This window comes from Hephaestia caeni (genome assembly GCF_003550065.1).
GTDB classification, from domain to species: Bacteria; Pseudomonadota; Alphaproteobacteria; order Sphingomonadales; family Sphingomonadaceae; genus Sphingomonas; species Sphingomonas caeni_A.
In genome coordinates this window covers 708,673-727,370 of sequence record NZ_QXDC01000002.1, presented here as the reverse complement: position 1 = coordinate 727,370, position 18,698 = coordinate 708,673, and the positions used below count along the sequence as shown (strand labels likewise).

General features: G+C 66.4%; 22 protein-coding genes. All 22 read right to left on the bottom strand.

The genetic code is table 11. The annotated features are described in order from the left end of the window. Nucleotides 1-4 precede the first annotated feature (4 nt). Nucleotides 5-1,429 carry a conjugal transfer protein TraH gene (locus tag DFR49_RS03305; RefSeq protein ID WP_013846837.1) on the bottom strand — a complete coding sequence of 475 codons (1,425 nt, stop codon included), beginning with the start codon at nucleotides 1,427-1,429 and terminating at the stop codon, nucleotides 5-7. A 45-nt stretch (nucleotides 1,430-1,474) separates the two neighbouring features. Further along, nucleotides 1,475-2,059: a hypothetical protein gene (locus DFR49_RS03300; RefSeq protein ID WP_013846836.1), complete on the bottom strand. Its 585-nt coding sequence runs from the start codon at nucleotides 2,057-2,059 to the stop codon at nucleotides 1,475-1,477. Then, nucleotides 2,056-2,928, bottom strand: a complete 873-nt coding sequence (locus tag DFR49_RS03295; RefSeq protein ID WP_013846835.1) for a conjugal transfer protein TraF — start codon at nucleotides 2,926-2,928, stop codon at nucleotides 2,056-2,058. Before DFR49_RS03295 ends, DFR49_RS03300 begins: the two co-directional genes overlap by 4 nt. After that, nucleotides 2,925-3,536, bottom strand: coding sequence for a S26 family signal peptidase (locus tag DFR49_RS03290; RefSeq protein WP_013846834.1), 612 nt, complete (start codon nucleotides 3,534-3,536; stop codon nucleotides 2,925-2,927). Before DFR49_RS03290 ends, DFR49_RS03295 begins: the two co-directional genes overlap by 4 nt. After that, a complete protein-coding gene (locus DFR49_RS03285; RefSeq protein ID WP_013846833.1) occupies nucleotides 3,508-4,389 on the bottom strand; it encodes a type-F conjugative transfer system pilin assembly protein TrbC in 882 nt (293 codons plus the stop codon). Before DFR49_RS03285 ends, DFR49_RS03290 begins: the two co-directional genes overlap by 29 nt. Then, nucleotides 4,361-5,479 carry a conjugal transfer protein TraN gene (gene traN / locus DFR49_RS03280; RefSeq protein ID WP_013846832.1) on the bottom strand — a complete coding sequence of 373 codons (1,119 nt, stop codon included), beginning with the start codon at nucleotides 5,477-5,479 and terminating at the stop codon, nucleotides 4,361-4,363. The genes DFR49_RS03285 and traN overlap by 29 nt, the downstream gene beginning before the upstream one ends. After that, nucleotides 5,476-7,419 (bottom strand): hypothetical protein, encoded by a 1,944-nt coding sequence (locus DFR49_RS03275; RefSeq protein WP_013846831.1) that lies wholly within the window; start codon nucleotides 7,417-7,419, stop codon nucleotides 5,476-5,478. The genes traN and DFR49_RS03275 overlap by 4 nt, the downstream gene beginning before the upstream one ends. A 319-nt stretch (nucleotides 7,420-7,738) precedes the next feature. After that, entirely contained in the window at nucleotides 7,739-8,755 is a 1,017-nt protein-coding gene (locus DFR49_RS03270) for a TraU family protein (RefSeq protein ID WP_013846830.1), read from the bottom strand. Then, entirely contained in the window at nucleotides 8,752-9,417 is a 666-nt protein-coding gene (locus tag DFR49_RS03265; protein ID WP_013846829.1) for a conjugal transfer protein TraW, read from the bottom strand. Before DFR49_RS03265 ends, DFR49_RS03270 begins: the two co-directional genes overlap by 4 nt. Then, the gene (locus DFR49_RS03260) at nucleotides 9,407-9,643 is read right to left on the bottom strand and encodes a hypothetical protein (RefSeq protein WP_013846828.1); all 237 of its coding nucleotides are present in this window, start codon (nucleotides 9,641-9,643) and stop codon (nucleotides 9,407-9,409) included. Before DFR49_RS03260 ends, DFR49_RS03265 begins: the two co-directional genes overlap by 11 nt. Next, entirely contained in the window at nucleotides 9,640-10,149 is a 510-nt protein-coding gene (locus DFR49_RS03255; protein WP_147373619.1) for a hypothetical protein, read from the bottom strand. The genes DFR49_RS03260 and DFR49_RS03255 overlap by 4 nt, the downstream gene beginning before the upstream one ends. Further along, on the bottom strand, nucleotides 10,146-10,556 hold the full coding sequence (locus DFR49_RS03250; protein WP_013846826.1) for a hypothetical protein: 411 nt from the start codon (nucleotides 10,554-10,556) through the stop codon (nucleotides 10,146-10,148). The genes DFR49_RS03255 and DFR49_RS03250 overlap by 4 nt, the downstream gene beginning before the upstream one ends. Beyond that, nucleotides 10,553-10,879, bottom strand: coding sequence for a hypothetical protein (locus DFR49_RS03245; RefSeq protein ID WP_013846825.1), 327 nt, complete (start codon nucleotides 10,877-10,879; stop codon nucleotides 10,553-10,555). The genes DFR49_RS03250 and DFR49_RS03245 overlap by 4 nt, the downstream gene beginning before the upstream one ends. Continuing rightward, the gene (locus DFR49_RS03240; protein WP_013846824.1) at nucleotides 10,876-13,392 is read right to left on the bottom strand and encodes a TraC family protein; all 2,517 of its coding nucleotides are present in this window, start codon (nucleotides 13,390-13,392) and stop codon (nucleotides 10,876-10,878) included. The genes DFR49_RS03245 and DFR49_RS03240 overlap by 4 nt, the downstream gene beginning before the upstream one ends. Continuing rightward, nucleotides 13,389-13,991 (bottom strand): TraV family lipoprotein, encoded by a 603-nt coding sequence (locus DFR49_RS03235; protein WP_013846823.1) that lies wholly within the window; start codon nucleotides 13,989-13,991, stop codon nucleotides 13,389-13,391. Before DFR49_RS03235 ends, DFR49_RS03240 begins: the two co-directional genes overlap by 4 nt. A gap of 35 nt (nucleotides 13,992-14,026) precedes the next feature. Next, complete coding sequence (locus tag DFR49_RS03230) at nucleotides 14,027-15,340, bottom strand: TraB/VirB10 family protein (RefSeq protein ID WP_013846822.1); 1,314 nt, start codon at nucleotides 15,338-15,340, stop codon at nucleotides 14,027-14,029. After that, nucleotides 15,337-16,095, bottom strand: coding sequence for a type-F conjugative transfer system secretin TraK (locus DFR49_RS03225; protein ID WP_013846821.1), 759 nt, complete (start codon nucleotides 16,093-16,095; stop codon nucleotides 15,337-15,339). The genes DFR49_RS03230 and DFR49_RS03225 overlap by 4 nt, the downstream gene beginning before the upstream one ends. Beyond that, nucleotides 16,079-16,717 carry a TraE/TraK family type IV conjugative transfer system protein gene (locus tag DFR49_RS03220; protein WP_119034426.1) on the bottom strand — a complete coding sequence of 213 codons (639 nt, stop codon included), beginning with the start codon at nucleotides 16,715-16,717 and terminating at the stop codon, nucleotides 16,079-16,081. Before DFR49_RS03220 ends, DFR49_RS03225 begins: the two co-directional genes overlap by 17 nt. Nucleotides 16,718-16,725: 8 nt before the next feature. After that, the gene (locus tag DFR49_RS03215) at nucleotides 16,726-16,992 is read right to left on the bottom strand and encodes a type IV conjugative transfer system protein TraL (RefSeq protein WP_013846819.1); all 267 of its coding nucleotides are present in this window, start codon (nucleotides 16,990-16,992) and stop codon (nucleotides 16,726-16,728) included. Nucleotides 16,993-17,128: 136 nt separating this feature from the next. After that, nucleotides 17,129-17,446: a hypothetical protein gene (locus tag DFR49_RS03210; protein ID WP_013846818.1), complete on the bottom strand. Its 318-nt coding sequence runs from the start codon at nucleotides 17,444-17,446 to the stop codon at nucleotides 17,129-17,131. Between the two features lie 181 nt (nucleotides 17,447-17,627). After that, on the bottom strand, nucleotides 17,628-18,398 hold the full coding sequence (locus DFR49_RS03205) for a DsbC family protein (protein WP_013846817.1): 771 nt from the start codon (nucleotides 18,396-18,398) through the stop codon (nucleotides 17,628-17,630). Continuing rightward, complete coding sequence (locus tag DFR49_RS03200) at nucleotides 18,385-18,690, bottom strand: hypothetical protein (protein ID WP_013846816.1); 306 nt, start codon at nucleotides 18,688-18,690, stop codon at nucleotides 18,385-18,387. The genes DFR49_RS03205 and DFR49_RS03200 overlap by 14 nt, the downstream gene beginning before the upstream one ends. Nucleotides 18,691-18,698: the final 8 nt, after the last annotated feature.

Below are 18,698 nucleotides of genomic sequence, written 5' to 3'. Positions count from 1 at the left end.
TCCGTCAGCGGTTGCGGTTGGCGGCGGCGCCGGCGGCGTCGCGCGCATCACGGTCGCGCTGGCGCACGACCCCGGCATAGTTGGCCGAGAGGTTCGCCTGGTTCAGCGCAGCCATGTAGGACTGGCGCATCTGCGCGCGCTGGCGCAGCACCTCGTCGCGCAGCCCGCTCAATTGCTCGATGCCCTTGGCGAGGATGCGGGTCTGGCAGATCCTGGCGCTGCCTGCATCGGCCGCACCGGCGGCGGTCACGCCGCGTTCGGCATTCGACACGGCAAAATCTATGCTGCGCGTGAGGTCGTTGAGCATCTGATAGGCGAGCGTCAGCGCAACCAGCTCGTCGGTATCGCCGATCACGCTCTCGACCAGCCCCTGGCGCACGCCCCATTCGAGCAGGCGATAGACCGGCAGGGTCCGCACATTGGCGACGAACTGGCGTTCCTCCGTCGTCAGAGTGGCGCGCGTGCGGATCTTGACCGCGATCGACTCCATCCGGCCGCGTGCGAGCACCAGCGCGCCCTTACCGCTGCCGTCGGTCGAGCAGTCGGCGGCGGTCGGCGGCACCGCGATCGCGCGGGTCTGAACCTTGCCGGTCAGGAAATCGTCGACACTCTCGGTGTCCTGCCGTGCGCAGGCGGGGATGGCCGTGAACAGCGGAACCTTGTCCGCCGGGTCCCAGCGCATATAGACGTCGCCAACGCGGGCGCGCATGACGCCGGCCCAGTCGGACGCGCCGACACGCGCGGCGGCATGGGCTAGCAGCGAGCCCGTCTTGAAGATTTCCGTGACTTCCGCCGGGCAGTTTTCCAGCGCATCGCGCAAATCCTCGGTCGGATTGCCCTGGTTCGCCTGGATCTTCTCGCGGCTCTGCTGATAGCTCTTGGAGAAGCCCTCGCGGACGCTCTTGTAGCCGGTCATCTCCTCGATGATGCCCGACATATTGTCGTCGCCCCGGGCGATCTGGACCATGCGGTTGGCGAGCCGGCAATCGTTGACCTGGATCGAGTTCAGGAAATTGGTCGCCGCCTCCATCTTCGAGATGATGTTACCCATTTTTTCATCGAGGGTTTCCAACAGATACTGGAAAGCGACAGCCGGGGCAGCCTGAAGGATGCTTTCGAGCTTCTGGACGAGATAGTCGGGATCGAGGAACGACATGCCGCCCAAAAACATGTCGATTCCCCCGCAGCCCGCGCGGACCTTGGGCAGCGTGACCGACATGAGATAGTCGTTATGGACATCGATCCGGCCCGACATGCCGCCCGCGGTGATATAGCCGCGGGTCTGGTCCTCGAAGGAGCCGGGGCTGGTGTAGGTCACATTGTCGAACCAGCTTTCGGCCCAGCTTTGCGCGGACGCGGGCGAGGCGAAGGACAGACAAGCCAGCAGGGGAAGGGCGAGCAGGGTCAGGCGGCGGCGCGGGTTTGCCATGGCGGGCAGCTTTCGTTTACGCGGGCAAGGGGCTGGCTCCCCATGTCAGTTCCTTGCCCTGTTGGAGGAGGGACGCGTGGGTGCGGCCACGATTCCGGTGAACTTGGCCATGCCGCGCACGCCGACAGCGGGCTTCACCCCGGTCAGCATCTTGGCGGCGAGGTAGAGATTGCGCGCGAGGTTGGGCGCATGATCGGTGCCGATCGCGACGGGAATGACGCGATTGGAGTCGGAGACGGGCCGGACCCAGGCGACAGGGTGCCCGACCCAGGGCAGGCCGAGACGCCCGGAGCGCAGCATCGCTTCCTGGCTGCCGATCGTGCGGACCTTCCAGCCATAGCGTTGCCCCAGGGTTCCAAGCCGCGCCCAGAGATCGGCGCAGGGGATGCAACCGGGCGCCGTGCTCATCTCGACGATGAACGCGGGGGCCTGGCCTTTCATGGTTTCGGCGAAGTCGGGCGGCCAGTCGCGCGTCACCGGAACGCGGGCGAGCCACTGGCGCATCTCCGGGTCGGTGGCGACAGGGTGGATCGCCGCGCGCATCGCCTGTTCGTGCGTCGGCGCCTGCGCTTGAACAGGTGCACTCGCCATGACCAGCGCCACAAGCAGGATGGGGGCGAAGCGGATCATGGCCGGGGCTCCATCCGAACGTCCACCAGATCGCCCCCCAGCACGCGCGGATCGGTGGCCGACACCGGGCCGTTGGCGAGCGCGTCGAAGAACCCGTCTTCCTCGCCCGCACCGGTCAGGAACTGTTCGGGCCGGATATCGCCCGCTAGCAACCGGACTGCCTGGTAGGCCATCTGGATGAGGTTGGGATAGGCCTCGACTCCGCTCGCGATCACCATGCGCTGCTGGCTGCCTCGCCGGATCACCATCGTCGTGGGCGTGACCTCGACCCCGAAGCGCTGCGCGAGTTCGGGCTTGCGATCGATGTCCTGCAGCGTGACCTGCCAGCCCATCTCGTCCTGGAAGCGCTGGACGATCGGCCACTGGACACGGCAATAGCCGCAGGTCGAACGCGAGAACATGACCAGCGCGAATTCATTGGACCGGCTGCGCAGATACTGGCGGCGGACCTGATCCTTCTGCGCGGAAAGCTGATCGCGCGCCTCGCCGACCATAGGGTTCGCCGATTTGGCGTTGAGTTCGGGATTTTGCAGCATGGCGATCTGGGTGACGCCGGCGAAGGCGCGGGCCTTGCGCCGGGCGAAGTCCTGCAGGCGCCAGAAATCCGCCACCGCATCGACCGTCAGCACGGTCGCCGCGTAATCCCGTTGCTCCTCGATAAGCTTCCTGATCTTGGGCGGCGTCCATGTCGCCAGCTCGACCATCGGTGGAATGCGGGGTTTGACGAGCGCGTCGGGATCGGGTTCATCGTCGGCGGGTTTGGGCGGCGCCTGATACCACCAGTAGCCGGTGCGTTGATCGACGGTCTGCGCATGGACAGGCAGGATCGGCAGGAGCACCGCCGCGATGAGGAGGGCGGCGCGGATCACAGCAGCTTCTCCATGCGCTTCAGCCGCTCGATCTCGACCGGGCCGTAGTAGCGGCTGTCGAACCCGCTGGCGTGTGACGAGCCGACATAGATCATGCCCGCGGGGATCGTCGGATAGAACGGCCGCCAATGGTCGAGCTTCTGCCCATTGTGCCCATAGGGCTTGCTGATGCCGAGCAGCTTGCCGTTGCAATAGTACCAGCCATCCCATTCGCCGGGATGCATGGGGCCAGATGCAGACGACGGCTTCTCGATCCAGTCGATGCGGTCACCCGGCAGGCACAGAGCCATCTTGGTGACATCGACCGGCCTGGGGCCGGCGAGCGGATGCGACAGGGTGAACGATACGAAATCGCCGCGGTGGATCGGCCCCGGCGCCTTGCGGACGAGCCAGGCGTCGATCGAGGGACTCATCACGATGGTTGCCTGGGGAATCGCCCACCAGGTCAGGAGGCCGACCGGCAGGACTATGCCGAACGCCTTCCAGAGCTGTTTGGGGCGGGGTGGCTGGCCGAGGCCGGAACTGCCGAGCGCGACCGCGGCTTTCAGCGGCAGCAGCTTCAGTTCGGCCCAGCCGGATCTAGCGGCCCTGAAGGCGAGTCTGAGCATCGCTGACCTCCTGCTTGCCGCCGAGGCGGGCATATTCTTCGAGAAGTCCGGAAAGCGCCGCGTCGCCGTAGATGACATGGGCGGCACGCGGGGCATCATCCTCGCGCTCGCAATAGGGGAGCGCCGGATCGCCGGGCACCATGGCGAGCGCGGGGACGCGGGTGACGCCGTGCTGGCGGAAAATGAGCGGATCGACGATCAACTGCACGTCGCGCATCGCGCAGGCCGGGCCTTCGCAGCCGGGATCATGGCGCAGGATTTCCGCCGAGAGCTTCGCCATCGGCGCGACCTTCGTCAGCCCGCCGGGCATTCCCCGGAACGCCAGCACGCCGCCGACCCGTTCGAGCTGCCCGGCATAGGTGCGCAATGTCGTCAGCGGCATCGAGGACGAGACGAACAGGACCGGCACCCAGCCTTTGGCCTCGGGCGGTACGGTGGCGCCCGCGACCGCCTCCATGTCGGGCGCATCGAGACCGAGCGCCTGGCCGAGCCGTCTGGCCATGGCGTCGCGCTCGGCGGCCATCGCTTGCCTCCCTTTGTCGAGCGCGGTGCGCGCCCGCGCGTCCATCGCTGGCGACGGGGCGCGTTTGCGCAGTCCCTCGAAGGCGCGGCGGCGGGTCTCTTCCGATGGCGCGGGCAGCGCGGTCGGACCTCGTGTTTCCGCTTCGGCCTTTCGCGCGGCGGTGGCGCGTTCGAGCCGGTCCATCGCCGCGTCGCCTTGCGCCTGCGCGCGTTCCCTGGCGTTCACCGGTGGCGCGGCATCCTGCGCGTGGGAGGGCGCGGAGGCGGCGAGGAGGAGGGTGAGCGCGGAGAGACCGCGCAGCCTATGGCGTGACCGCACGCATATACGCATCGATCTTGTCCTTCATGTCGATCTGGATGTCGGCCTGGGCGCGGGCCTCGATCTCGGAATAATATTCGGAAAGGTCCATTTTGGAGAAATCCAGCGCCTGGAATTCCTCGGGGGTGAATCCGCGGCAGTAGGGGTTCTTCGGCGTGCCCCAGCCCAAGCCGTTGAAGCTCTTGAGCTGCGGGCGACCCTGTTCCTGGATGATGCGGCCAAGCTTGGTGTTGAAGCAGCAGTGGCCCTTGGATTTCTGCACGCAGATGCCGAGGATCTTCGAACTGCAATAGGTCCCGACTTCGTGGCACATGCCCGAGCCCCGGAGCATGCCCACTTCCATGTCTTGGCTGTCACAGCCGGACAGGAGGAAATCCATCATGAAGTTGATGGCGAGACTGATGGCGATCGAGGTCGGATCGATCCCGGCGATGATCGCGTTCGCGCCGGAGCTTGCGGCCTGGCCAGCGGTCGCGCCCGCCTTAAACGCACCATAGGCGGCCTTCATGCCGGTGAAGACGCCTTTCGCCACCGCGATCTTCGTGCCGATCGACGAGATGGATGAGCCCATCCCGTCCTTGACGATCTTGCCCTTGTCCTTGCAGCAGTTCGAAAAGGTGGTCTTGAGGCCCGCCGGGCGGCAGCGCACCGCGCGTCCCGCGAATATCTCGATATTGCCAAGGCAATGCCCTTCGGCGTCGACTTCGCCATCGGCAGGCGCGCCGGGATCGTCGACGATGGGATCGTCCTCAATTCCGGTGCCGTCGCTGCCGGTGCAGGCATTGGGCGAGCACATCGGCGTGCCGCCGCCGACCGGCGTCAGGCATGAGTGCTGGCTGCCGAGCGGGCAGCTATACGCGCCCTCGGCATCGGCCACGCACATCACTTGCTGGATCGGGCAGAGCCATTCTTCATCCGCCATGATTGTGCAGTTCGCGACCTCGCCAGGATCACCGGCATCGCCGTTGCCATCGAGATCGACCGCGCAGACCGGGAGCGTTTGCGCTTGCGCTGGCGTGACATGCCCCGCGAGCAGCAAGCCGGACAGGCCGAGCGCAAGCAGCTGTGCGCGCTTCCGCCAGGGAAGGAGGCGCCCGATCATCGCACTTCCCCCGTGCAGACCATGTCGGCCCCACCGAGGCGGACGGTCTGCATCATGACGACGGCTTCGGGAAAATCGTCGAGGCAGCCGCAGGCCGAGACGATTTCCTCGCCCGGACCCACAGGGCAGACATCGCCGCCGCCTGCCGCCGTGCAGGCATGGTAGAAGGTGTCCCACCCGACAGGCGCATTCTGTTTCGTGCCGACCACTCCGTCGAGGGTAGCCGCCGTATTGCGCGCGGGCGCGCGGGTCTTGCAGACCGGCTCGCAGGCCGGAACCGAACCGCGATCGGGCAGCGCGAAGGGCCGTGACGCGGTGGCATAACCCCCGTCCGAGGTCCTCGTCCGGTCGGCCAGCATGGTCTCGGTCGAATGGTCGATGATATAGGCGCCGCGGCTCAGATCAGGTTCCGGCATCGATCCGGTATCGACGGTACAACGATATCGGCGCTGACGCTCGAACCATGGCCGCGCGAGACGGAGCGAGCAGGCGCCGCTCTCGAACAGGCGTGCCTGGGGGAGGGGCGTAAGGCCGGTGCCGACGCCGTTGCGGAACGTCTCGACGCCATCGACGCTTTCGTCATGAAGCGCGCAATTGACGTCGCCGGCATAGCCCGCGCACAGGTCGACGATCCGCTCGGTCGGGTTGCAACTGAGATCGAGCATTGCATCGAACTGCGCGAAGGCCTCTCCTTCACCGCCGACCGCGATGCGCATGGAAATGACATGCTCGCCGCGGGTCAGCCACGGCTTGAGGTCGAGATTGGGATAGGCATGCCAGGTCCGTTTCCGCTCGCACTTGCCGGGCGGCAGGCCGGTCCCGGTCCAGTTCGCCGGATTGGACAGCACGAGCTCGCCGTCGATGCGAAGCTGGAGCCAGTCGTCGAAGAAATAGTGCGAGAGCCGGAACTGCGCGAGGCGATCGGGATCATCGATCCGCAGCCGCATGGAAAACTCGAAGATGCGGCAGCTCCCGCCTCGCAGGCTGTCGTCGCGCGGCGAGCCCATCTGCAATGTGAGCTGATCGGGTGCGGGCGCATAGATCGCATAGGCGCCGCCGAGATGCGCGATCACATCGTCCGCCTTGACGGCGTTCAACGACACCTCCCGCGTGATCGTGCAGGACCGGATCTGCTCGGCCTTGCCGACGCCGGCGGGCGAGCCCTTGAGCGCCTGGAAGATGCTGTTCGATGCGGCGACGCTCGCGGCATCGCCCTGGATCGTGGCGGGACTGGCGCGATAGGCCGTCTGCGGGAGCGCGGGGTTGGGCGAGCAGGCCGTGCTTTGGGCGCCAGTGTAACGGATGGCCGGGCCGTCGATCACCGCCTGCGCGACGCCGACGCGCGGATCGGCCGTGGTGAGCGCGCCGATGACGCCGCCGCCTAGGTCCTTCAGCACCGAGGCCATATTGCCCCAGACGAGGTTGCTGCCGCAGCTGTTGTTGATGCAGTAGCAACCGGCGAGATCGGTCAGGTCGACTTGCGCGAGCTTGAGATCGCCGCCTGACGCAACATCCCATTTGAAGCTCTTGCACTGGTTCCAGGTGCCCGGCTGACAGGAGACGACGCCATTGGCGCAAATGCCCGATACCGGCACCGGCAGGGTCAATGTCTGGTCGACCGTGCCGTCGAGATCCTTGTCGCGCGATATCCGCAGCGTGCCGATATCGCCGGTCGCCGCCGGCTGCGCGATCAGTTCGAGCAGCGTCGCCGTCTTCTGGCACGCTATATTGGGGTTGAACGTCCGGCTGTTGTCGACTGTCGAGATCGGTTGTCCGGCAAGCCCCGGCGTCAGATAATTCTGCTGGATCGCATCGCTGTCCGAGGTCTTCGCGCGGGATGCTTCGGCGGCGGCGCGGGCGCGGTCCTCGACCGTCTGGGCCGAGAGCGGCGCCGGCGCCAGAGCGCTGGCCGCGAGGAGGAGGATGCCGCGCTTCACCATGGCGTCCTCGCGCGGGTGGTTCGCGAGCCATGGGCGAAGCGCAGCATGTCTCCCGCCCGGAACGCGCTGGATCCGGGCGAGAGTATCCTGAAGACGGCCTGTCCCTCAAAAATGGTCAGCGCGGCCGCCACCGGAGATACGGCGGGAGGGGGCATTGCCGGCCCCGGCGGGGGGCTTTCGGCCGCGCTGACCGAGGGGGGAGCGGCGGTTGAAAGGCACACCGCCGCTCCTTCCGCGCGCCCGCTCACGGTGGGGAGCGTTCCGTGACGAGCGGGGCAGCTACCCGCGCGAGACGCACGGTTTGGGGGAAGCGATCTGCTCATGGCGTGGAAATCCCCGCGCAGCAGATCGCCTTCTCGAACAACATGAATTGGGCATTGTCCTTGCCCGGCGCGTGCTTGCCCGATGTCCAGAGCGCGCCGGGCCGCCCGATATTGACGCACTTACCGCCCTTGACCGGCTCCATGATCTGGAGCTTGTAGCGGGACTTGGTCCAGATCGGCTGCGCCTTGAACGAGCAGCCGTCCGCCGAATGGATCGTGAGAGCGCCCAGCCTGCCCATCATGAAGGTCGAGCGCGCGGCGAGCCCGGCCCAGGCCTCGACGCTATCGCCAAAATGAATATCGCCGGCGACCGGATAGGTCGCGCCCCAGGACCCCATGCACCAGAATAGAGGGTCAATGACCTTGCCAGCGGCCGCCGCGGCGCTGTCGGCCATGCAGGCAAGACCCGCCGCCGGATTGCCGAACAATATGCCTTCGGGCTGGATGATCGCGCCGAGCGTCCCCGACTGCCAGGTCGGCAGAACCTCGGTGATCATCGCGACGTCGAACCCGTCATCTTCGATGCACGGCAGGTCGGTGAACATGTCGAGCATCTTCCAGACCGGGCTGATGTAGTAGTGCGCCTGCGCGAACATCTTGCGGGTGTTGGTGCCGTCGGAGATCGACGACTGGCTGCCCTGGAGCTTGCCGCCGGTCGGCATGAGATCGACGCCGAGCGCCATCATGCAGCCCGGCTCGGTCACGACATCGATCATGCGGTTCGGGCTCCAGAACGAAACCTTGACCCCGAACCAGAAGGTCGCACCCTTGCGGCAGGCGCAGAGCGGTTTGGAGGCCGACTGGGCGTCCAGTTCCTTGTCGAGCTTATCGTAGGAGCCCACCCGCACGCCCCCGATCGTGATCGGGAAGATGCAGTTCCAGCGCACCTTGGTGATCGGATTGAACACCGTGCCCGCCTCGCATTTGGAGGCATGCGCAGGCGTGGCGGGCGCGACGAGCGCCAGAGCGAGGGCCGCCGCGCCGGTGCGCAGCATCGAGATGAGCCGACTCATGGGATGGCCTTTCGTACGGGAGTGCGATCGGCGCGCACCTCTGTCAGCTCCAGCTTCTGGCCGACCTGCCGGACGATCACGGGCGCGACGGTGAGGCCCAACCGCTCCTTCACGCGCTCCTCGAGAATGAAGAGGGCGCGGCCGTGCTTCTCGCCAAGCGAGAGCGCATCGTCCTTTGCGTCCCCACCGCCGGTGAGGATGATCCAGTCGGTGAGCGCGGCGGTCTTCAGCGCCCAGCCCAGATCGCGGGGATGCACGACCACCAGCTTCTGCGGCAGCGACACATAGGTCAGCGGGTTGAAGGTGAAGCCCGCCGGATAGAGCAGCTTGCCGTCCGGCAGCCGGATTTCCTGATCGAGCGTGTAGAACGGCACAACGCTGCGAACCTGGGTCTGGCGCGCGACACCGAGCGTCGCGCCTTTCAATGCGCTCCAGCCCGAACGCGGTCCGAACTTTTCCGCCATATTGGGCGGCTGCTTTGCGGCGCGCGCCTCGATCTCGGCCATCGCGTCGGGCTCGGCGATCAGCCAGGTGCGCCCGATGGTCGATGTCTCGGCGTGGGCCACCCCCGCGACGATCAGCGCGCCGGCCAGACACCCGGCGATGAGCGTGGACTGGATGGCGACGACATGCCAGCCTTGGGGGACACGTCTATCGACCACGGCGGCGCTCCCTCCAGGGAACGGCAGGCGTGCGACTCTCGCCGCAGACCGCGCAGATGAACGCGGTGACGCCCAGGAACAGCGTGAGCCAGATCAGCGCCTGGCTGCCGCCGAGGTCGGGGGCCGACCAGAGCACCAGCGAAGACTGGAGGATCATCAGCAGATGCGTGCCGACCAGCAGGCGAATGGATGACGGACAAGGCGCGCCGGAGAAGATGCCGTTCATCGGCCCCACCTTTCGGCATGTCGGGCGAGGGCATTTGCCATCCTCGACGCGCGGTGCAGGAACCAAAGTCCTCCCCGCACAAGCGCGATCGGCGTCAGGACAATAATGGCCGCCCGCATGAACAGGGGCATTTCCGGGACGAGCAGGAACAGGCCGACGATGATCGAGGCCGCCGCCGCTTCGAGGCCCACGATCTGCCGAAAGCGCAGAGCCGCGATCCTCTCGTCCCGACCGGACGTATATTCCATGGCAAGCGCGGCGCGGGCCATGATCAGGAGCACGGCTTCATTCGAGCGATGCAGGCGTTCGACATAGGCTTCCTGCGTCTCGCCCGGCAGGCGCGGCGCCATCCCTGGACGGACCAAAAGATCCTCCGGCCGTTTTCCGGGACGAGGAGGGATTTCGTCGATCCCGCCGTCGATCTGCCGGGCAAGCCAGCGGATCATGTCGCCGACCAGCGGGCGGATCGACGACGGGTCGGGCGATCCGGAGAAGCTGCCGTTCATGCCCATCTGCGTGCCCTCCGCGTGACCAGCCAATTCGGGATGCTGTCGATGATGCGGGCGATGCCGATCGCCAGCGCGGCGCCGGTGAGTCCGGCACAGGCGATCAGCCCGGCCACGAGCGGCACGGGCACGCTGTCTGCGGCCCCGCACAACCCTAGGCCGGCATAGGCCAGGGCGGCGATGACCGGCCCGGTGAAGGTCAGCAGGAGAGCATGCCGCCGCCAGCGCTGGCGCTCGCTTTCCAGGATGGTCCATTGCGCATCGCGAACGGACGCGAGGAACCGGACCCGGTCGCCCAGTTCCCACTGGCAGCGGACCAGGTAGTCGTGAAGGGATTCGTCCGGCCTGCGCACGACGAGGGTCAGGCGCTCATTGCCGCCACTGGGCGGGAGTATGTCCAGCATCATCTTTTCCTCCTGAGTTTTGCGAGCAAGCGGCCCGCGGCCCCGGTCAGGCCGATGAGGATGAGCCCGGTCAGGAAACAGCCGCCGCCAACGATCGCCGCGCCGCGAAGAACGATGCCGGCGGGCTGTTCGAGCACCAGCCCGGCCGCGAGCACGAGCGATGCGATCATCACGGATTCGATGACCACCAGGCGGAAGCGCCAGCGCAATGCGTCGGCTTCCGCCCGTGCGGCGACGCGCGCCTCGATGATCCGCTCGATATCCTCATCCGGGCTCTCCACGAGCCGGAGTGGCAACTGGTCGGGGGAGGGGGAGCGCCGCGTCATGACAGCGCACTCCGCTTCAGCGGCGCTGCGTCATCGAAGGACGTGCCGATTATCCCGGCGGGATCGACGCCGGCGAGATCGCACACCGCTTCGAGCGGCGAGCGTCCGGCGCGGACCAGCGCCTCGAACGCGGCCACGTCTTCGGGCGCGGAGGTGTTGATCCAGTAGCTGAACGGATCGACGACGAGCCGGGCGATGCCGAGGCCAAGCGGGCTGTCGATGAAGACTTCCGAATAGTTCGGTTTGTTGTTGCGGACCGATTTCAGGAGGTCGAGGACGAAACCCGAATAGTCGAGGATCTTGTTTTCGACCGCCTTGTCATAGGTCGATCCCTGCAGGAGGAAGCGCGTCGCGGCATTTTCCAGGATCACCTGTCCCGTGCCGCCGAACAGCAGCAGATCGTTCATGCTCTGGAGAATGATGCCGAAGCTGCCGCGATATTTTCGGGCGCGGCGATAGCCCTGGCTGATCGCCTCGGCGAGGCGCGACAGGTCCTGGCCCTCTTCGCGGGTCATGAACTGCGCGGCTTCATCGCACAGCACGAAGCGGGGGCGATCACGGGCGGACAGGTAGAGTTCCTGCGTTACCGCGTTGATCACCACCATGACGACCACGTTGAACAGGTCAGGCATGGCCTTCAGGCGCTCGAGTTCGAGCACCACGAATTCATCGTTCGAGATGTCGAACGTGCTGGGACCGTTGAAATAATGGCCGTAGGCTCCGTCCGACCCGAAATCACGCAGGTTGAAGGCCAATTCGCGCGCCGTGGGCACGAGGTGGTCGACCCGGTCGAGATCGGAGACGGTGTTGGCCGGATAGGAGCCGAGCCATTCGCGCACCGCATCGATCCCGGCTTCCGCGCGGCCGCTCTCGATCGCCCATTGCACGGCGGACTTGAGCAGGTTCCATTCGGACGTCGTGACGGGCTTGCGCGTCCCGGCGTTGGCCATCTCCGCGACGATCGACACCGCCATCGAGATCGCGGACTCTCGATCGTCGCCGTCGAGAGCGAGCCCCAGGTCGAACGGATTGAGGACGAGATGCTCTTCGCCCAGATCGATGTAACGGCCCGAGCAGAGCGTGCAGAGTTTCTTGTAGCTGCCGCCGATGTCGATGATGCGGATGAGCGCGTTCTGCGCGAAATACTGCTGGCACAGGTTATTGAGCAGGAAGCTCTTGCCCGCGCCCGATTCCGCCGAGACGATGAAGTTGTAGTTGTTGATACGCGGATCGAAGAGGTCGAGCGTGATGAGCTGCCCCTTGCGGCCCGTATAGAGCAGCGCCGGCCGCCCGCCGCCCCGGAAATCGGTTTGGATCGGCGACATCAGCACGCCCGCGCGCACCGGCACGCGGAAATCGCGCTGCAGCATACCGATCGTGCGTCGCTCGGGGTACAGGCCGAAGGGCAGGCTTGCCGCCAGCAGGATCGGGTTGAGGTAGGATTCCTCCTGGACCATCCACGGCAGCGGTTCGCTCTCCCACAGCCGCTTGGCGCGCGCCGCCATCTCGCGGGCCTGATGGCGGTCGCGGCCAAACACCCACATGGTGGGGATTACCGAGACGAACCGGGTGTTTCCGGCCTCGTCCAGGATCCACCCGATCTCTTCGATCTGCTTGCCGACCTCGACCGCGAAGGACCCCGCCGCCTTCTGCGCCGAGAGAATCTGCGCGCGCTTGTGGATCTCGAAGGCCGAGTGATCGAAGAGGACATTGAGCGTATAGAGGAACGGCCCGCCGATCTGGTCGCTGTCCTCGGACGACCCGCGCATGCCGCCGGTGAGACGATTGGCACGTTCGGCGGTGATCCGCCGCGGCGGCGACTTGGGCGTCAGACAGCGCGCCACCTGGTTGCCCAGATATACTTCCGGCCCGTCGAAGCGGAGCGCCGGCCCGGCATCGATGATCTGGCGGCGCAGCGGCACGTCGGCGGTCTGGGTGAAGACGCCGGGCGCGGGCGCATGAACGCCGTTGAAAATGCGCCGGTAGAGCGAGATGATCTCGCTCGGCGCCATCGGGCGGATGCCGAGCTTGGCGAGCTGCTCCTCGATCTGGCGGCGCAGGTCGCTGTCCATCGGCGCGCGCGTCTTGACCGACAGGAATGCGCGGAAATCGCGGATCGGGATGCCATGCAGGGCCTTCAAGCCCATGGTGCCGGCGCGCAGATAGTCGAAGGTGCGCCGGGCCGAGGCCTGGATGAGCGGATCGGGCCGTGTCTTGAGGTCGAGAAAGGCGTCGAGCGCATCGTCGATCAGCGGGTCGGCGAAACTCTGGAGCTGGAGGATCGTGCCTTCGGGAAAATTGACGTTGAGCAGCCCCAGCAGCGCCTCATGGACATGGGCGAACATATAGGGGGAGGGGACCAGCTCCCAGCTATATCCCCAGCCGTCGTCGATGGTGAGGAATGCCTGTTCTTCCTCGACCCAGGCAGCGAGCGGCAGGAAGTCGGAATAGCTGTCGCGCTCGACGCTGCGGCGCAGCCGCGCCAGCGTCATGCCCGATTGATAGCTGGTCATGGCCGGGGGCCCACTTCATTCTGGCCATCGTCGAGGTGGTCCCGGACCTGTTCGAGCACGTTCACGCGGGACGCGGGCGAAACCGGGGCGACAAGATAGTCGCCGACCACCCATTGCGGGCGCTCGACCAGCGAATAGACATAGCGCGGCATGTAGAGCCGGTCGGGACGCTGCCGGTCGGCATAGGGCAGGATCAGCGTGCGGACCGAACGCGGGGGCTTGAGCATCGGCGTGACCGGCTGCTCGATCAGCCCCTGCAGCTCGCGATAGACGCTGTCGCGATAACCGGCGAAGGCGCCCGATGCCGCTTTGCCAGAGCCTGATCCGCCCGAACTGCGTGCGGACTTGCCGTCCTTGAGCAGTTTCCTGTCCCTGGTGACCGCCGGATCGGACTTCGATGCGACGCCCGCAACGGCATCGGCATAGGCTTTCTCAGGATGGATGCATTGGCCATGATCGTCGTTCTTGCAGCTGAACTTCTCGCTATAGGGCGACATGACCGAACCCAGCGTGGCGCAGCCGCTCAGCATGAAGGCGGCGCAGACCGGAAGAAGCCGGGAGAGGGCGCGCGATCGGCGCGCGGGCGATAGAGGCCGCATGGGCGATACTCCCTGTTGGATGAGGAGCCGGCGCATCAGAATTTGCTCCCGGCGGTCGGCTTGATTTCGAGGGTGACGCCCTCCTGAATCACGACCACGACGTCCTTCGCCGCGCCGACCTCGACGATCGGCCCCGCCTGACGCGCGAGATCGAGATAGAAATCCGTGAGCTTCTCGGACGATCGCGACAGGCCGCCGGCGATGCCGGCCTGTGCGGCGTCGCCCGCATCGAGCGTGCGCACCGAACCCAGCGCCGAGGTCGAGACGTCACCGACGGTGTTCTGGACCGTATCGGCGACCCCGGTGATGGTGCCGGCGATGAACGCGCGGGCGAGCGCAGCCCCGGCGCGGGTGACGACCTTGCCGGAGAGGCCCTTCTTGCCGTCGGCGTCGACGAAGAAGCCCTTGATGGGCTGGTCGACGACCGAGCGTTCGTCGAAATCGACGCAGGAGAGGCTGACCAACTGGACCTCGACCCGTTCCTTCGCGAGCGACCCGGTGGCGTTGCCGATGACGAAGCAGCCGGCGAGGTTGGCTTTGACGTCATTGGGCAGGACGGCGGGGGCTTGCACCCGCGCGATCAATGGTTCGGGATTGTTGGTCGCATCCCGGCTCGCCAGCGCATCGATCCCGGTGAGGAGCCGCGCCTTCATGAAACCAGGTGGCAAATAGATGGTCCGCGTCTTTTTTTTAGCGGCCTGTGCCCCATCGGCGGCCGCGACCGGGCTGGTCGCGGCGCCGATCGCGCCCACGGTCTTCTCGACCGGCGGGGCCGGAGGCGCGGGCGGCGCGGCAGGCGGTGAGGGCGGCTTCGCGACGGACGGATCGATGTCACCGGTCGCGGGCGGTTCGGGAAAATCGGGAACCGAGCCGGGTATTGCCGGAGGCAGATCGCCGTCGAGCGCATGGGGCGGCGTGCCGGCGCCGGGCACGACCTTGCCTTCCTCGATGGCGGTGACGCGATCGCCGAGCAATTGCTGTCCGTCGAGGATCTTCTGGAGGTCGCCGCGCAGCTTGACCTCGAGGCTGTCGCCGCGAAGCCCCGCGCCCATGTCGAGCTTCGAGCTGGGCGATGGCGCGGCCTGCTCGGTCTTGTTGCCGCTCGCCGTATAGAGGCCGAGCCCCAGCACGCCGATCGCGCCGGCGACGCCAAGCTGCCTTAAGCGCAGCTGCTGGCGTGCGGTCAGCGTTTGCCACCGCGTCTTGAGATCGAGCAGCGCGGGGCCGCGCGTATTCTCGCCAGAACGAGGGCGGTCCGCCTCATAGCCGTCGAGGTCGAGTTCCTCCGCGCGATCGTCAGGACCGCGCCCGCGGGGCCCGCGACCGCCGCGAGAGTCCCCGCCGCTCATTGCCCGGCTCCCCGGCGAACGACGATCAGCCGCGCGGCTTCCCCGGCCTCGATATTGCCCCGGTCGAGCGTGATCGCGAAGATGTTGGCGCCGAGCGCGCCGTCGAGAAAACCGCGTTCGTCGAGCTGCGCGCCGCCAGCGGCAGAGACCAGATATTCCGATGCCGAGAGGCCGGACCCGTCGATCTCGATCCGGCGTCGTTCCTCCAGCGTGGCGCCCGGCAGCGCCCGGAGCCGGATCGGACCTGATCGCGGCGCGACGCTGGTGAAGCTCGCCGGGATCCGGTCCTGGAGCATCGAGAGCGTGATCGAGACCGCCCGTTCTTCTTCGACCAGGGGCCCTAGCAGTTCCTCATTGGCGCGGGCGCGCTGGGGAGCACCGGGCTGGAGCAACACCGTCTGCGCCGGAATGTCCGACGGCTCGGCATAGAGCGCATAGACCGCGCCGTTGCAGGTGATGAAGAATTCGGACGGTACGGTGACGAAGCTGCGCGTCACCATCCCGGCATCGTCGATCTCGCGAACGAGGAACTTGATCCAGGCGTCCGATCCGGCACGCTCGACGGCGATCGCCTTTTCGGCCGAAAACCTGACGTCCTCGATTTCGCCGCCCGCGCAGACGACATGGTTGATGTCGCGATTGGACAGGCGAATGGTGCTGGTTTGATCGGGCAGCGCGGTGACGGTCTGCGCCATTGAGGGCAATGGCGTGGCCAGGAGGGCGAGCGCCAACGCCCGCTTAACGGGGGTTCGCATCGAAATTTTCCTCGGTAAGGGCGGTCAGCCAGAAACGGCCATTGTCGATCACGTAGCGAATCCGCAGATTGCCCCGGAATTTGCGGATCACGCCGCCGATCACCCGGACCTTCTCGACCGGCACGAGTATCTCGGTCCGGGCCCAGGTCACGGGCTGATCGGGACGGATGTAGGTCGCGATCGAGAGCGTGGGGTTGTTGGCCAGTTCGTCGAGCAGCCGGTTGAGGCTGTCGCGCAGGCTGTTGTAGGTGGACGGATGCGTGATGCTCAGCAGTTCCTGGAACTGCCGGTCGGCCGAGTAGGCTGAATAGGTTCCCGAAAGCGACACGACATTGCGAGTCATCGAGCGCAGATAGGCCTCGGACGGCTCGCCGCCCGTGACATAGAGGTCGCCGCCCGCGCCGAAGGGGACGATGACCGTCCGGGTGTTCTGGTTGGAGGTGTAGATCACCATGCCCAGCACCGCCGTGATACCGAACAGGCCGATGACGGCGAGCTTCAGCAGTCGGTTCTCCTCGAACAGGTTGCTCGCTCCCTGCAGGTAGCGGTGGATGCCATAGCTGCCGGGCTTGCCGATCAGCGGATCGCGTGGGGGTGTGTCGGGGGATTTGCGTCCGAACATGGCCCGCCTCACTCGTAGAACCGGGTCTGGGTCGGACCCGGATAGTTGGACCAGCGGACAAGCCCCCAGCGCCAGGCCATGTGCGGGATGAAGCCGCGCGGCTTGGTGCGGAGCCAGGGAACGAAAAGGAGAAGACCCGCGACGAGCGCCCAACCGAGCATCCCGCCCACGATCACGGCGACGAAGATCACCGTGATCACGAGCACGAACTCGTCCGATCCAAACCACAGGATCTGGACAGGTTTGTGCAGATATTGGGGTAGCCGCTCGTCCACGAGCCTTCTCCTCCTTGCGTCGTGACCTCCCTGCGAAGCTGGTTGAACTTCGGGGGTTGTCCCGCCAGTGCGCCTCATGCGCCCTGGCCCGTTGAGGTCCGCCGACCGCGCCCAGGCGCGGCGGCGGACCAATCCGTCAGATGACCATTCCGAATGTCTGGAGGATCGAGTCCGCCTTGATCAGGCAGACGGCCGCCACGATGGTCGGGATGCCGATCATGATGTTCGAGAAGAGCCTGCTCACGCCGAACAGGAAGGCCGCGACGCCGCCGACGAAGCCGAGCGGGCCTTTGACCCCTTGATTGACCACGATATCGTAGATGTCGTAGCCGAGGTCGCCGGCCGCCGGCGCCGAGAAGGCGTGAGCCCCACCGGCCCCGAGCAGCGCGAGCAGGGTTACGGGAATGCCGACATTGGCGATTGAGGCGGATTGTCTGCCGAGTGTTTTCAACATGCACTTGCTCCAGGGAAGATGGGCCGCTCCGGGGACTGCTTGCCGGCATCGATGAGGATCGCTGTCGGCCGACGGCGAGGCTGGACGGCCCGGTTCGGGTCCCGCCGCCGGCATTGGGATTTGCGCGGCAGCGGCAGGGCCGATGCACCGCGCGTTCGCGATGTGAGGAGCCGGAAGGCGATCAGCGGCCGGCATTGGCGAGCGCCTTCTTACCGTCGAGGAACGCCTCGATCTCGGCCTGCCGGAAACCGGAAATCATCTGTCCGTCCGCGATCAGGGTTGGCGTGCCGGTGATGCCGGTCTTGCCGACGATTCCTGCATGCGCCTCGACCCTGGCCTTACCTTCCGCGCATGTGCGCAAAGGCGTGGGCGCGGCTCCGGCGTAGATCGCCTTGAACGCCGCTTCCTTGTCCGGGGAGCAAAGGACATGCTCGGCCTTGGCGGCGGCCTCGGCGTGGATGCCGGAGACGAAGAAGATCAGGCGCCGTACCGGCTTGCCTTCGGCGGCCTTCGCCGCCCAGAAGCGCTCGAGCGCGCGGCAATAGGGACAATCGGGATCGGTGAATTCGACAACCGTGGGCGCGCCCGCCGGACCGATGGCGAGAGCCATGCCGGTGTCGATCCCGGCGAGTTTCTTCGCTGAAGCGGTGTTCTGCGCCAGCGCGGTGAGGTTCTGGCCGTTGCGGTCGTAGATTTCCGCGAACAGCAGATGTTCGCTGTCAGGCGCATAATAGATGATGCGGCCGCCTGCCGTCGCCTGATAGATCGGGCCCTTGACGGGCGCCGGCCCGAAATCCTCGAATTGCAGATTGACGAATGTCTGCCGCAATTCGCTTTCCGCGTCGCGCGCGGCGGCGGTAAGCGGATCGGCGGCTTGCGCGAACGCCGCGCCTTGAGCGGCAACCAACAGGGGGAGAGCGAGGGTTGTGGCCCCCAACTTACGGATGCGCATGCGAAGTCTCCTGAAGAGTGCTGGCGGGGCGGGAGAGCAGGCGCGCATCGATATGCGTGCCCGTTCCCACCGGGATGTGATCGGCGGTGACGGTTGCGGGCATCGGCTCCGTCCGGTTCGTCGCGGCGGCGCGCAGAACGAACCCATCGACCGTCGCCACCACGATGCGCGGCTGCTCGGCCACCGGCGCGACAACTGTCTGTCGGCCATGTCCGCCGGGTCCGGCACAGGCCGTCGTCGTGACGATCAGTGCGCCCAGGGCAGCCGTCATCGCTTTGGCAATCGGCATCATGCACGACT

What these genes read in the sequence shown, in the direction of transcription:
- DFR49_RS03240 (WP_013846824.1), bottom strand. Translation starts at nt 13,392, where the DNA reads ATGACCAGCTATCAATCGGGCATGACGCTGGCGCGGCTGCGCCGCAGC.
- DFR49_RS03250 (WP_013846826.1), bottom strand. Translation starts at nt 10,556, where the DNA reads ATGATGCTGGACATACTCCCGCCCAGTGGCGGCAATGAGCGCCTGACC.
- DFR49_RS03260 (WP_013846828.1), bottom strand. Translation starts at nt 9,643, where the DNA reads ATGAACGGCATCTTCTCCGGCGCGCCTTGTCCGTCATCCATTCGCCTG.
- DFR49_RS03210 (WP_013846818.1), bottom strand. Translation starts at nt 17,446, where the DNA reads ATGTTGAAAACACTCGGCAGACAATCCGCCTCAATCGCCAATGTCGGC.
- DFR49_RS03300 (WP_013846836.1), bottom strand. Translation starts at nt 2,059, where the DNA reads ATGATCCGCTTCGCCCCCATCCTGCTTGTGGCGCTGGTCATGGCGAGT.
- DFR49_RS03245 (WP_013846825.1), bottom strand. Translation starts at nt 10,879, where the DNA reads ATGACGCGGCGCTCCCCCTCCCCCGACCAGTTGCCACTCCGGCTCGTG.
- DFR49_RS03255 (WP_147373619.1), bottom strand. Translation starts at nt 10,149, where the DNA reads ATGAACGGCAGCTTCTCCGGATCGCCCGACCCGTCGTCGATCCGCCCG.
- DFR49_RS03305 (WP_013846837.1), bottom strand. Translation starts at nt 1,429, where the DNA reads ATGGCAAACCCGCGCCGCCGCCTGACCCTGCTCGCCCTTCCCCTGCTG.
- DFR49_RS03220 (WP_119034426.1), bottom strand. Translation starts at nt 16,717, where the DNA reads ATGTTCGGACGCAAATCCCCCGACACACCCCCACGCGATCCGCTGATC.
- DFR49_RS03285 (WP_013846833.1), bottom strand. Translation starts at nt 4,389, where the DNA reads ATGCGTATATGCGTGCGGTCACGCCATAGGCTGCGCGGTCTCTCCGCG.
- DFR49_RS03205 (WP_013846817.1), bottom strand. Translation starts at nt 18,398, where the DNA reads ATGCGCATCCGTAAGTTGGGGGCCACAACCCTCGCTCTCCCCCTGTTG.
- DFR49_RS03230 (WP_013846822.1), bottom strand. Translation starts at nt 15,340, where the DNA reads ATGAGCGGCGGGGACTCTCGCGGCGGTCGCGGGCCCCGCGGGCGCGGT.
- DFR49_RS03290 (WP_013846834.1), bottom strand. Translation starts at nt 3,536, where the DNA reads ATGCTCAGACTCGCCTTCAGGGCCGCTAGATCCGGCTGGGCCGAACTG.
- DFR49_RS03235 (WP_013846823.1), bottom strand. Translation starts at nt 13,991, where the DNA reads ATGCGGCCTCTATCGCCCGCGCGCCGATCGCGCGCCCTCTCCCGGCTT.
- DFR49_RS03275 (WP_013846831.1), bottom strand. Translation starts at nt 7,419, where the DNA reads ATGGTGAAGCGCGGCATCCTCCTCCTCGCGGCCAGCGCTCTGGCGCCG.
- DFR49_RS03270 (WP_013846830.1), bottom strand. Translation starts at nt 8,755, where the DNA reads ATGAGTCGGCTCATCTCGATGCTGCGCACCGGCGCGGCGGCCCTCGCT.
- traN (WP_013846832.1), bottom strand. Translation starts at nt 5,479, where the DNA reads ATGATCGGGCGCCTCCTTCCCTGGCGGAAGCGCGCACAGCTGCTTGCG.
- DFR49_RS03200 (WP_013846816.1), bottom strand. Translation starts at nt 18,690, where the DNA reads ATGATGCCGATTGCCAAAGCGATGACGGCTGCCCTGGGCGCACTGATC.
- DFR49_RS03225 (WP_013846821.1), bottom strand. Translation starts at nt 16,095, where the DNA reads ATGCGAACCCCCGTTAAGCGGGCGTTGGCGCTCGCCCTCCTGGCCACG.